The following is a 12,217-nucleotide window of genomic DNA, read 5'->3' as shown; positions in this document are numbered from 1 at the left end:
TCCATATGTCCATAGTTTTGGACATATGGACAATACCACTGCCATTACCATTTTTGCAGCGCTGGCCCAGAGCACTCGCCTGGATGCCTTTCGGCTGCTGGTCCGTCACGAGCCTGACGGTCTGGCGGCCGGAGAGCTGGCCCGTCGTCTGGAGGTGCCACACAACACGCTGTCGGCACATCTGAATGTACTTTCGCAGGCAGGCCTTGTGATCTCGCAGCGCCAGAGCCGCTCGATCATCTACCGCGCCAGCCTTGAGCAGATGCAGACGACGCTGGCCTTTCTGGCACACGACTGTTGCGCAGGGCGCCCTGAACTCTGTGCGCCGCTGCTTGAAGCCCTTCAACCTGCCTGCCATTCCAGTGAAGAGGAGACGCCATGACGCCCGTGATCTATCACAACCCTGACTGCGGCACGTCGCGCAACGTACTGGCCATGCTGCGTCAGGCTGGTGAAACGCCGGACGTGATCGAATATTTGAAGACACCGCCCACGCGTGAGCGCCTGGTCGAGCTGCTGACGGCGATGAACATCACGCCTCGCGAGCTGTTGCGCCGAAAGGGCACCCCCTTTGACGAGCTGGGCCTTGATGCCCCGGCCCTGAGCGATGACCAATTGATCGATGCCATGATGGCGCATCCGATCCTGATCAATCGCCCAATTGTGGTCACCGATCGGGGCGCACGCTTGTGCCGACCCTCCGAACAGGTGCTGGCGCTGCTGGAGCGGCCCTTGACCGAATTTACAAAGGAAGATGGCGAAGTGGTGAATTTTGAGAGGCCGGGACATGAATGACACGCTGCCTCATATCGATACCGATCAGCTTCAGCCCATCGATATTGATGCGCTGATTCATCCGGATGATCCGCGCCACGCGCCGCGAATCCTGGTGCTGTATGGCTCGCTGCGTGAGCGTTCCTATTCACGACTGGTGGCCGAAGAAGCGGGACGGCTGCTGCGGTGGTTTGGCTGTGAGGTCAAAACCTTCAATCCCTCCGGTTTGCCGCTGCCCGATGACGCCGAAGCCGACCACCCAAAGGTGGCCGAGCTTCGTGAACTGGCGCAGTGGTCCGAGGGCATGGTGTGGGTCAGTCCCGAGCGTCATGGCGCGATGACCGGCATCATGAAAACCCAGATCGACTGGATCCCGCTGTCGCTGGGCGGCGTGCGCCCGACCCAGGGCAAGACGCTGGCGGTGATGGAGGTTTCCGGCGGCAGTCAGAGTTTCAATGCGGTCAATCAGATGCGCCTGCTGGGTCGCTGGATGCGCATGCTGACCATCCCCAATCAGTCGTCGGTGCCGAAGGCCTTCAACGAATTTGATGATGATGGGCGCATGCAGGCCTCGACGCTTTATCAGCGTATTGTCGATGTCTGCGAGGAGCTGGTGAAGTTCACCTGGCTGACGCGCGGACGTGCCGGATATCTCGTTGATCGCTACTCCGAGCGGGTGGAAAGCGCCGAAGAAGTCTCTGCACGCGTCAATCAGCGTACCCACTAGCAGGCAGACATCGACATGCTGGCACTGAGTATTTTCGTGGTCACTCTGGTACTGGTGATCTGGCAGCCGCGCGGGCTGGGTATTGGCTGGAGCGCTCTGGGTGGCGCCCTGGTGGCGCTGGCCACCGGCGTGGTGGGGTGGGGCGATGTCGCCACCGTCTGGGACATCGTCTGGGATGCCACCTTCACCTTTGTGGCGTTGATCATCATCTCGCTGATTCTCGACGAAGCAGGTTTTTTCAGCTGGGCGGCGCTGCACATCGCCCGCTGGGGCAATGGACGAGGCCCCCTGCTTTTTGTGCTGATCGTGATGCTCGGTGCGGTCATTGCGGCGCTTTTTGCCAACGATGGCGCGGCCCTTTTGCTCACCCCCATCGTGCTGGCCATTCTGGTGCGCCTTGATTTCAGCGCCCGGGCGGCGCTGGCCTTTATCCTGGCGACCGGATTTGTGGCCGATACCACCAGCCTGCCGCTGGTGATCTCGAATCTGGTCAATATCGTCACCGCCAACTATTTCGAGATCGGCTTTGGTGAGTACGCGCTGGTCATGGTGCCGGTCAATCTGGTGTCACTGGCGGCCACGCTTGCCGTGCTGTGGTGCTACTGCCGCCGCGAGATTCCAGACCGTTATGACCGTGACCGGCTGGAGGCGCCGGCCAGTGCCATTATCGATGTTCGCGTTTTTCGCGCGGCCTTTCCGCTAATTGCCGTGTTGCTGATCGCGCTTTTCGTGACCGCGCACTGGCACGTGCCCTTTACCTTCATCATGGGGACGGCGGCACTGATGCTGATGGCAATCGCCGGGCGCTGGGGAAGGCGGGAAAAGCCGGTGATTCAGCTTGCCCGGGTGCTCAGGCACGCGCCCTGGCAGATCGTGTTGTTCTCGCTTGGGATGTATCTGGTGGTCTACGGACTGGGCCAGGCCGGACTGACCGAGGACGCTGCGAACATGCTGACCCGGCTGGCCGGGCAGGGGACCTTCGTAGCGACTGTGGGTACCGGGGTGGGGCTTGCGGTACTGGCCTCGGTCGTCAACAACCTGCCCTCCACCCTGATCGGCGCACTGGCGATCGATCAGGCCCAGGTGCCCGAACTCACTCGACAGCTCATGGCCTATGCCAGCGTCATCGGCAATGATCTGGGGCCGAAGTTCACCCCGATCGGCAGTCTGGCCACGCTTTTATGGCTGCATGTGCTTGCCGGCAAGGGGCACCGCATCGGCTGGGGGCAATACATGAAGGTAGGCCTTGTGATCACGCCGCCGGTGTTATTGGCCACGCTGGTCGCGCTGGCGCTCTGGGGACCGTTGGCCATTCGCTTTGCCGGTTAGCGTTTGGCCTCGCCCGGACGGCTTCGAAAGTTGGTGACAAGGGAATATATCAGTCTGGCCTCAAGAGGCGAGTCCTGTCGGCCGATGCTGCCTGTATCGATGATCCGGGCCGCAGAGATGACTTGTGCCCGTCGTACTGCCAGTGGCAGGAGTTCCCATGTTTCGATATACCGCTTCTTCCCGGCAGGCGCCGTTGTTGGATGCCATTCACCGCGCCATGGCCGTGATCGAATTCGATCCGCAGGGCAATATCCTGTGCGCCAATTCGGCCTTTTTCGAGGCCACCGGCTATCACGCCGAGGCACTTGTGGGTCGTCATCACAGCATGCTGTGCCTGCGTGAGTTCGTTGAAAGCGACGAATATGCCGATTTCTGGTCCCGGCTACGTGCGGGCGAGTTCATCAGCGGTCGCTGCCAGCGGGTAAGACAGGACGGCACGCCCCTATGGCTGGAAGCCACCTATAGCCCCATTCGTGACCGGCGCGGGCAGGTGGTACGGGTCATCAAGCTTGCCACCGATATTACCTCGCAGATCGTCGAAGAGCAGGAAATGGGGAGCCGGCTCCGGGCCATCGATCGTTCGATGGCGGTCATCGAATTTACGCCGGATGGGCATATCCTCACCGCCAATCAGAACTTTCTGGACACGGTGGGCTATCGGCTCGAGGAGATCGAAGGCAAACATCATCGTATCTTCTGTAGCAAAACCCTGGCGGCAAGCCCCGAGTATCGAGCCTTCTGGGCGCAGCTTAATGCCGGTCAGTTCATGTCCGGACAGTTCAAGCGCTTTGACAGTCAGGGGCACACCCTGTGGCTGGAGGCCACCTATAACCCGATTTTTGATGACGAGGGTCGTCTCTACAAGGTCATCAAGTTTGCCAGCAACATCACCGAACGCGTCGAGCGTGAAACCGAGAGCCTGCGCATGGCCTGTCGCATCTCGGCCGATACGGAAAATACTGCCGGCGACGGCAGTCGCATTATCGATGAGACCGTGCGTGAAATTCGAAGCATCGCAGAGCGGGTCGAGGCCACCTCCCGACTGTTGAATGATCTGACAGCTCAGGCGGCCGGCATTACGGCCATTGTTGAAACCATCCAGTCCATTGCTTCCCAGACCAACCTGCTCTCCCTGAACGCTGCCATCGAGGCCGCCCGCGCCGGCGAACACGGCCGCGGCTTCTCGGTGGTCGCCCATGAAGTGCGTCAGCTTGCCCGTCGTACATCCGAGGCCACCGGTGATATTGCTGGAACGATCGAGCGACTTCAAAAGCTCTCCTGTAGCGCCAATACCAGCATGCACGACTGTCAGGAGATCGTTGAGAAGGGCGTTGTCATGGCCGGCAATGCCGGCGAGGCGATCGTGCGCATCAGTGACTGCACCAATGACATGATCAAGGCCGTGCGCAACATGGCCTCTACCGTGGACCTGCAGCAGGATGACCCTGCGGTGCAGTGCACTGCTGTTTCAGCGGCACCGGCCAGAGCGGTCTGATCTCCCTCTGTCATAACGTTATCAGTAATGCTGATTTAGCCTGAAAAGATCAAAGCGATATATTAATGATCTTTTTAATAGCGTTAAGAAATGAGGTGGCCGTGAATTTCCAGCAACTGCGTATCGTGCGGGAGGTCGTGCGCCGTCAGTTCAACCTGACCGACGCTTCCAACGCGCTGTTTACGTCCCAGTCCGGTGCCAGCAAGCACATCCGTGACCTGGAAGACGAGCTGGGGGTCGTGCTCTTTGAGCGCCGCGGCAAGCGTATGCTGGGGCTGACACCTGCCGGTACCACGCTTTTCGAAACCGTTGAGCGCATCCTGCTCGAGAGCGAGAATTTAAAGCGTCTGGCCCAGCAGTGGGTGCATGAAGACCAGGGACGGCTGCGCATCGCGACCACCCATACCCAGGCCCGTTACGTGCTGCCGCGCATCATTGCCCGCTTTCGGCGTGATTTTCCGCGGGTCCACCTGGAGCTGCAGCAATGCGGCCCGGCCGAGATTGTCTCGCTGCTGCGTGCTGGCAGGGTCGATATCGGTATGGCCACCGAGGCACTGGGGGAGGCGCCCCAGGAGCTTGTGGCCTTTCCCTTCCATCAGTGGCAGCACGCCGTCGTGGTGCCCGAGGATCATCCGCTGCGTGACATCGAGACCCTGACTCTGGAGGCGATCGCCCGCTATCCGATTGTCACCTACCACGAAGGTTTTACCGGCCGCTCGCGTATTGATCAGGCCTTTATCGCGGCCGGCGTTACGCCGGATGTGGTGATGTCGGCGCTGGATGCCGATGTGATCAAGACCTACGTTGAGCTGAATCTGGGGATCGGGATTATCGCCTCGGTCGCGTTTGACCCGGTGCGTGATGCAGGGCTTGCGATGATAGAGCATGACGATCTTTTTCCGCGCAACACGACCCTGATTGCGCTGCGCCGCGGGCATCTGCTGCGCAACTTCGCCTACCGCTTTCTGGAGTGCTGCTCGCCTGAACTCAGCAGTGACACCGTTCAGAAGGCTCTGACGCATCCCTGAAGGATCTTTCAAATATTGCCATCGTTTCAAACGGCTGGAGTGTCTTCCAGGCCACCATAATGGTCTGGGTGATATGTGTCAGTGAAGCGACGCTTGCAGGACAGGCGCCGCCAACGCCTTTTCAGAAGCTCTAAAGGGAATGAACCAGACCAATTAGATATCTCAAAAAGCGATAAGCAATCCGTCATTATATATTTTTAAGTAATTAAGGTGGCCGGTACGCTTGAGTCAACACTCTCATCAAGCGTTACAAGGGAACCCGATATGCCTCCTTTATTCTCCGTTTTACGTCGTCACGGACTGACGGTTGCGGTAGCCTCCGTCCTGCTGTCAGGCTCGATGGCGGCTCGTGCTGAAAACATCACGCTTCTCAATGTCTCCTATGATCCGACCCGTGAGCTCTACAGCGACTACAACCAGGCCTTTAGCGAATGGTACGAAAAGCAGTCGGGTGACCGGGTCACTGTTCAGCAGAGTCATGGAGGCTCCGGTCGTCAGGCCCGTTCGGTCATCGAAGGCAATCCGGCCGATGTCGTGACTCTGGCACTGGCTGCCGACATTGATGCCATCGCCGAAAAGGGTGAGCTTTTGCCACCGGACTGGCAAAAGGCCTTTCCTGATGACAGCACGCCCTATACCTCCTCGATTGTCTTTCTGGTGCGCAAGGGCAACCCGAAAAACATCCATGACTGGGATGATCTGATCCGCGATGGGGTCGAGGTGATCTCGCCCAATCCCAAAACCTCTGGCGGGGCGCGCTGGAACTATCTGGCGGCCTGGACGTGGGCGCTCAAGCGTGAGCTGGGCGATCTGGATCGACTGCACGACCCGGCCGCACAGGAAGAAGTGACACAGGCGCAAAAGGCGGCCGAGCAGTACGTGAAAACGCTGTATCAGCATGTGCCGGTGCTGGATACCGGCGCGAGGGCGGCGACCAATACGTTTGTTCAGCGCGGGCTGGGCGATGTGCTGCTGGCCTGGGAAAACGAAGCGCTGCTGGCCATTAACGAACTCGGCAAGGATGACTACGAAATCGTGACGCCATCGGTCAGCATTCTGGCGCAGCCGCCGGTGGCCGTGGTCGAGGACAACGTAAAGAAAAAGGGCCCAGCTGCCGAGAAGGCCGCGCACGCCTATCTGGAGCATCTTTACTCGCCTGAAGGCCAGCAACTGGCGGCCAGGCACTACTACCGTCCGATCAATACCGAAGGCGTGGATCCAGAGCTTCTAGAGCAGTTTCCGAAGATGGACCTTTACAACATCAACGACGTCTTTGGCGGTTGGGATAAAGCACAGCAGACTCACTTCTCCAACGGTGGCGTCTTTGATCACATTACGATGCCGGGCGCCTAGGGCCTTCCAGCAGCGTTCAGGGAAAAATAAAGAAAAAGCACCGGGTCCTAGGCCCGGTGTCTTGTGTGATGTCGTTCGCTTGAGACACTCGAGGGTTCAGCCTGCCTGCGCCAGCGAAAACGTCGATTTTTCAAGATGCTTAAGAGGCTTCACCTGACGCGCCTCGAGAAGAGACGCCAGCGTCTCTACGGCCTGTTCCACGCGTCGGCGGATATCCGGCCCCGGCATGTGATGACCATTCGAGCATTTGCCGAGATCGGCAGGGCCCGCGTAAATGCCCGGCAGTTGATGGGTCGCCCCCATGGAGGAGAGGACAGGCTTCAGGGCATAGTCGAGCATCAGCAGGTGCTGGTCACTGCCGCCAGTGGCGAGTGCCTGTACCGTGCAGTGCTCAAGTCCGCGCTGGGGAGCGAGGTCCAGCAACAGCTTCAGCGCGCCGGAAAACGAGGCCTGGTGAACCGGAGTGGCCACGATCACGGCATTGGCCCGGGCAAGCGTTTTCTGAAAGGCCTGAATGACCGGATCGGTATGATCGGCGTTGATCAATGCCCGGGATGGGAAGTTATCCGCGCAGAAACGACGGGTTTCGATACCACGCCGATGCAACTGGCTTTCCATGAAGGCCAGCAGTGCCGTGGATCGGGACTGTACACTCGCGCTGCCTGCCAGAGTCACTACGTTCATGATCGCTCCTTGCCATGAAAGGGGGTAACGTCATTGTGTTCCGGTCAGCATGGCGTTCGGAAATAACGATCAATGAAAAGCAAATCAGGTCAAAAGCCATCGCCGGTCGGTCCGACCGGATACCGCTGATGCCTCTTTTTCTGTCCGGGAGATCTCAGTGCCCAGTATCGATATCCAGCTCGATCTCAGCGCCGAGCAGTGCCGCGCCCACTACGCCGGCGTGGCCGACAGCATTCACACCCGCACGCCTGATGGGCGCAGCGTCATGCTGCCTTCAAGGGTGCTCCATCACATCATCAAACGTGACGGCGTGCATGGCACTTATCGCGTCACCTTCGATGATGGTGGGCGATTCATCTCGATCCGGGCGGTGTGATGACAGGACACAGGTTTTATGCCACTAGAGGAACACCGGTTTGAATAGCGTTGGTGAAACGTTTTTATTATATTTTTCTTGATCTCAAGTAATTGATTTATAGAACAAAATTATTTTACTCAGGGTGCGAAAAACCGGTGGAAAAACATCACCTGTTTTTGCTCTTTAAAAACAAAAGGTTATATTTAGAGCGTTCCCCGCACCCGCGGGGATGAACCGCCCTGCACGATCAGTTATCCCGCGAGCTTGAAGCGTTCCCCGCACCCGCGGGGATGAACCGTCCTCATTAATATCGCGCATGATGCTGCGATAGCGTTCCCCGCACCCGCGGGGATGAACCGATGATCAATAGCGGCCTTGAGCGTCCTTTTCTGCGTTCCCCGCACCCGCGGGGATGAACCGGCGGACACTGTCATCACGACTGGCGCTGTACTGCGTTCCCCGCACCCGCGGGGATGAACCGAACTGATAGAACGGGAACTGAAGAATGCACGAGCGTTCCCCGCACCCGCGGGGATGAACCGGAATCCGACGAGACCGGCGAGAGCGGCGAAGCGCGTTCCCCGCACCCGCGGGGATGAACCGTCTGATATTCGACGACACTGCATCTGGCGCTGGCGTTCCCCGCACCCGCGGGGATGAACCGTCAGACTGGTAGTCCGCGAAAGACGAGTATAGGCGTTCCCCGCACCCGCGGGGATGAACCGGCTGTGAGAGACGTTTTAACGGTGGGTCGGTAGCGTTCCCCGCACCCGCGGGGATGAACCGCACCCCGCCGTGCATCCGGTGGCTCTTATCGCGCGTTCCCCGCACCCGCGGGGATGAACCGGTTCGAGAGGGCGTTAATAACAGCGGGGTCGGGCGTTCCCCGCACCCGCGGGGATGAACCGATTCCATGCCTCTCGCCGCTTGATGCTCCATAGCGTTCCCCGCACCCGCGGGGATGAACCGCTGTTTGGCCGCCTCCTCCTTTGGCAGCAGCTGCGTTCCCCGCACCCGCGGGGATGAACCGCTCGCGATACAGGTGGCTGAACATGCAGATAAGCGTTCCCCGCACCCGCGGGGATGAACCGTCTTCATGCGCATCGACGCCGATGGCGACGGCGCGTTCCCCGCACCCGCGGGGATGAACCGATGCACCCGATTAGATACCACGGGCCAAACAAGCGTTCCCCGCACCCGCGGGGATGAACCGGTCGTCGGTCACCAGCGTCTTGTGGCCCAGTGGCGTTCCCCGCACCCGCGGGGATGAACCGATCAGGCGTCTGACCGAATATTGCCGTCAGGAGCGTTCCCCGCACCCGCGGGGATGAACCGGACAGGTGATCCGGCCCTATCAGGGCCAGGCCGCGTTCCCCGCACCCGCGGGGATGAACCGGTTGCTTCGTTTGAATCGGGGAGTTTGGCGACGCGTTCCCCGCACCCGCGGGGATGAACCGATGGATTGCACAATCCAACCTTTCAGCAACTCGCGTTCCCCGCACCCGCGGGGATGAACCGAGTCACCACAATGTATCCCTTCGGTCTCCATTGCGTTCCCCGCACCCGCGGGGATGAACCGCCTCAGGGTTTCGCGCGGACCGACTCTGCCTGGCGTTCCCCGCACCCGCGGGGATGAACCGCCAGCAGTCAGTGCAAAGCGGCGTGCCATCATGCGTTCCCCGCACCCGCGGGGATGAACCGATGGCCTGATAGTACACGCGTACGCCATTGGGGCGTTCCCCGCACCCGCGGGGATGAACCGCCGGCCGCATAATCAGGCTATCCATCAAAATCGCGTTCCCCGCACCCGCGGGGATGAACCGCATTGCGCTCACTCTCTTTACGCTCGCTCGATGCGTTCCCCGCACCCGCGGGGATGAACCGGCCGCGGGTAAAGAGGGTATTTTGCTTGAGAAGCGTTCCCCGCACCCGCGGGGATGAACCGGGTATCGCGCCGCCGGCGGGATGGCGGTGCAGAGCGTTCCCCGCACCCGCGGGGATGAACCGAATATCCTGTCAGCGTGTCACAGATGATGAGAGCGTTCCCCGCACCCGCGGGGATGAACCGCACGGAACCCACAAGAGACGTTTCGGCCTCATGCGTTCCCCGCACCCGCGGGGATGAACCGCAGGCGCTGATTGCCGAGCCAGAGCAGGCCGACGCGTTCCCCGCACCCGCGGGGATGAACCGGTTTTCCGGCGCATTGGCGGCACTCACAAGCTGCGTTCCCCGCACCCGCGGGGATGAACCGATTCTGGGATGCCGGTCTGGTCAAGCAGGGCAGCGTTCCCCGCACCCGCGGGGATGAACCGAATGGCCTTTCTCACAGCGCTTGTGGCGCCAAGCGTTCCCCGCACCCGCGGGGATGAACCGATGCCGCGCTCAGTCCCGTGTCAGCAATTATCGCGTTCCCCGCACCCGCGGGGATGAACCGCGTCACAGGCGACCGCTCAGCGTCAGCTTGCAGCGTTCCCCGCACCCGCGGGGATGAACCGGCTCATCGGCCCACATCTGGCGCGACTCGGCCGCGTTCCCCGCACCCGCGGGGATGAACCGAAACGCAAACATGCTGGGCGGCAATGGGTATGGCGTTCCCCGCACCCGCGGGGATGAACCGTGGGCCGATGCTTCAGTCACCTATGGAGAGAATGCGTTCCCCGCACCCGCGGGGATGAACCGAATGCCTTCGTACCAGTCGGGACGTTGATAGAGCGTTCCCCGCACCCGCGGGGATGAACCGGTGGCGGTGATCAGGGCGGCAGTGGTGCAGGTGCGTTCCCCGCACCCGCGGGGATGAACCGACGTATTGGCGCAGATGATGCAGCGCGCACTGGCGTTCCCCGCACCCGCGGGGATGAACCGAACACCCGATCACATCTTGAATTGATCATGCAGCGTTCCCCGCACCCGCGGGGATGAACCGAAATCCGCCGACGTCTCTATCTGGTCAACATGGCGTTCCCCGCACCCGCGGGGATGAACCGGCATCAAAAGCGGCGTCAGGCATCGGGTTATAGCGTTCCCCGCACCCGCGGGGATGAACCGCGATCAGTGGCGCCATACTGCGATGATTCCGACGCGTTCCCCGCAGACGCGGGGATGAACCGATTGCGGAAGTTGCCCAGGCCACGACTGTCGCGCGTTCCCCGCAGGCGCGGGGATGAACCGATGCCGATCCGTACCCAGCTGGCCCGCTTGGAGCGTTCCCCGCAAACGCAGGGATGAACCGACCCGACCTCTCCACTGGCAGGAGCCGGTCACGCGTTCCCCGCAGATGCGAGGATGAACCGGAGTTAAAACAAGAAGCAGAAAAACAGGGCGGGTTTCAAACCGCGGAGATCCGATTGATATGAGTAATGGCGCCGTTCCAGACCATCTCATAGTGTTCGGTCTGAACAATGTCCCGGACCGGGCGAGGTGTCATCAACCCCCAGCAGAGGTTGCCCGGCGAGCGAGCCGAACGGTAGCGAAGACCGGGAAGGCCGTGCGCGTGAATCTCATCACCCAGGGCCCGCGAGGCGGTGTAGTCGTCAGGGGCATAAATGGCGTGGGTGGAAGCGAGCATCAGCGCATCTGCCATGCCGGATTGGTCGAATCGACAATGCAGGCCGCGCAGTACGAACCGCTCATAGCCAAGCTCGGGTACCTTGCGCCAATAAGCGGTCTGGTGATGGCTGACCTCGGCGATCGCCGTAGCCATCTCGTCGGCGATATAGAGCACACCAAATCGCCCGCGACTAAAGCGTGAGCCGGTCAGGTTAACGTGGGTGAACGGCGCGGTCGCATAGGAGCAGCCCCGGATTCCGAAAGGTATCTCATCTGTGTCGATCAGCGCCAGGTTGCCGATCTCGGCCTGCAGGCGCGGATTGGTAAGCGCCTGCAGCTCATGAAGCACCTCGAACTCGTCGATGCTGGCCACATCGTCAAAGAGTGCAATCGGTGGGAATTTCGAAGGAATCAAACGATATCCTTCTACCTCTCCCGCAGGGAGTACCGGTAATCCCTCGACACTTACCACTGTGCGCCCCTCATCGCATCGATGCGTGAAGCCACCGACATCAGAGCAAGAATGTCGCCACTGGCCATCCTGTTCAGCGGTGAATCCCCCGAAAACCCTTCGTTATGGTTCGCCATCTTCATGAATCCGTACAGGTTGTCTGGATTCTCGAAAACGGTTCTGAGCGCTGCGTGCATGTTCAGCACAAGGCTCATCCGCGTGACCTGATCACGATCCAGCGCGATCGTCCATTCTCGATCGGCGCGTTTGGCACGAGCGAGGGTGCTGGGAGAAATGCGCAGAATGTTCTGAATCTGCTCACCGGTGGCGTCCCATTGTCCGAGAATTTTGATCACGGCGCGCAAACCGGTGGCGCACTTTGCCCTGTCGGAAACCACATCCTGTTGAAGTGCTTGAGTCAGGGGCATGATTTTCCATCTCTCGAATTCATTTGAAAAAGTATACACCAGG

Annotated in this window: 11 protein-coding genes and 1 CRISPR repeat array; of the genes, 8 read left to right on the top strand and 3 right to left on the bottom strand. The window is 60.4% G+C overall.

Annotation, left to right across the window (positions count from 1 at the left end):
* Positions 1-25 precede the first annotated feature (25 nt).
* The 7 genes from B9H00_RS06550 to B9H00_RS06520 all read left to right on the top strand — a co-directional run bounded on the left by B9H00_RS06550 (position 26) and on the right by B9H00_RS06520 (position 6,706).
* Complete coding sequence (locus tag B9H00_RS06550; RefSeq protein WP_086899982.1) at positions 26-382, top strand: ArsR/SmtB family transcription factor; 357 nt, start codon at positions 26-28, stop codon at positions 380-382.
* Positions 379-795: an arsenate reductase (glutaredoxin) gene (gene arsC / locus B9H00_RS06545; RefSeq protein ID WP_086899981.1), complete on the top strand. Its 417-nt coding sequence runs from the start codon at positions 379-381 to the stop codon at positions 793-795. The genes B9H00_RS06550 and arsC overlap by 4 nt, the downstream gene beginning before the upstream one ends.
* The gene (gene arsH, locus B9H00_RS06540) at positions 788-1,501 is read left to right on the top strand and encodes an arsenical resistance protein ArsH (RefSeq protein WP_086899980.1); all 714 of its coding nucleotides are present in this window, start codon (positions 788-790) and stop codon (positions 1,499-1,501) included. The genes arsC and arsH overlap by 8 nt, the downstream gene beginning before the upstream one ends.
* A gap of 15 nt (positions 1,502-1,516) precedes the next feature.
* Complete coding sequence (locus B9H00_RS06535) at positions 1,517-2,830, top strand: arsenic transporter (RefSeq protein ID WP_086899979.1); 1,314 nt, start codon at positions 1,517-1,519, stop codon at positions 2,828-2,830.
* Between the two features lie 157 nt (positions 2,831-2,987).
* A complete protein-coding gene (locus tag B9H00_RS06530) occupies positions 2,988-4,325 on the top strand; it encodes a methyl-accepting chemotaxis protein (RefSeq protein ID WP_086899978.1) in 1,338 nt (445 codons plus the stop codon).
* Between the two features lie 101 nt (positions 4,326-4,426).
* A complete protein-coding gene (locus B9H00_RS06525; protein WP_086899977.1) occupies positions 4,427-5,353 on the top strand; it encodes a CysB family HTH-type transcriptional regulator in 927 nt (308 codons plus the stop codon).
* A gap of 264 nt (positions 5,354-5,617) precedes the next feature.
* Entirely contained in the window at positions 5,618-6,706 is a 1,089-nt protein-coding gene (locus tag B9H00_RS06520) for a sulfate ABC transporter substrate-binding protein (protein WP_086899976.1), read from the top strand.
* Between the two features lie 96 nt (positions 6,707-6,802).
* On the opposite strand, the gene ssuE is transcribed toward B9H00_RS06520, so the two are convergent.
* Positions 6,803-7,390 (bottom strand): NADPH-dependent FMN reductase, encoded by a 588-nt coding sequence (gene ssuE / locus B9H00_RS06515; RefSeq protein ID WP_086899975.1) that lies wholly within the window; start codon positions 7,388-7,390, stop codon positions 6,803-6,805.
* A 157-nt stretch (positions 7,391-7,547) separates the two neighbouring features.
* Between ssuE and B9H00_RS06510 the strand changes: the two genes are divergently transcribed.
* Positions 7,548-7,766, top strand: a complete 219-nt coding sequence (locus tag B9H00_RS06510) for a DUF2835 family protein (RefSeq protein ID WP_086899974.1) — start codon at positions 7,548-7,550, stop codon at positions 7,764-7,766.
* A gap of 190 nt (positions 7,767-7,956) precedes the next feature.
* Positions 7,957-11,039: direct repeats of the CRISPR family, unit length 29 nt; unit sequence GCGTTCCCCGCACCCGCGGGGATGAACCG.
* 35 nt (positions 11,040-11,074) lie between these two features.
* Here the strand turns inward: B9H00_RS06510 and B9H00_RS06505 are convergent.
* Positions 11,075-11,767, bottom strand: coding sequence for an RES family NAD+ phosphorylase (locus B9H00_RS06505; protein ID WP_086899973.1), 693 nt, complete (start codon positions 11,765-11,767; stop codon positions 11,075-11,077).
* Positions 11,761-12,174 carry an antitoxin Xre/MbcA/ParS toxin-binding domain-containing protein gene (locus B9H00_RS06500; RefSeq protein ID WP_086899972.1) on the bottom strand — a complete coding sequence of 138 codons (414 nt, stop codon included), beginning with the start codon at positions 12,172-12,174 and terminating at the stop codon, positions 11,761-11,763. Before B9H00_RS06500 ends, B9H00_RS06505 begins: the two co-directional genes overlap by 7 nt.
* Positions 12,175-12,217 lie beyond the last annotated feature (43 nt).

It is taken from the genome of Kushneria marisflavi (genome assembly GCF_002157205.1).
Lineage (GTDB): Bacteria > Pseudomonadota > Gammaproteobacteria > Pseudomonadales > Halomonadaceae > Kushneria > Kushneria marisflavi.
This window is presented reverse-complemented; position numbering and strand designations above follow the sequence as displayed.

Excerpts from the sequence above, each read along its gene's own strand:
- B9H00_RS06535 (WP_086899979.1), top strand. The coding sequence starts at position 1,517 with ATGCTGGCACTGAGTATTTTCGTGGTCACTCTGGTACTGGTGATCTGG.
- B9H00_RS06520 (WP_086899976.1), top strand. The coding sequence starts at position 5,618 with ATGCCTCCTTTATTCTCCGTTTTACGTCGTCACGGACTGACGGTTGCG.
- B9H00_RS06550 (WP_086899982.1), top strand. The coding sequence starts at position 26 with ATGGACAATACCACTGCCATTACCATTTTTGCAGCGCTGGCCCAGAGC.
- ssuE (WP_086899975.1), bottom strand. The coding sequence starts at position 7,390 with ATGAACGTAGTGACTCTGGCAGGCAGCGCGAGTGTACAGTCCCGATCC.
- arsH (WP_086899980.1), top strand. The coding sequence starts at position 788 with ATGAATGACACGCTGCCTCATATCGATACCGATCAGCTTCAGCCCATC.
- arsC (WP_086899981.1), top strand. The coding sequence starts at position 379 with ATGACGCCCGTGATCTATCACAACCCTGACTGCGGCACGTCGCGCAAC.
- B9H00_RS06530 (WP_086899978.1), top strand. The coding sequence starts at position 2,988 with ATGTTTCGATATACCGCTTCTTCCCGGCAGGCGCCGTTGTTGGATGCC.
- B9H00_RS06500 (WP_086899972.1), bottom strand. The coding sequence starts at position 12,174 with ATGCCCCTGACTCAAGCACTTCAACAGGATGTGGTTTCCGACAGGGCA.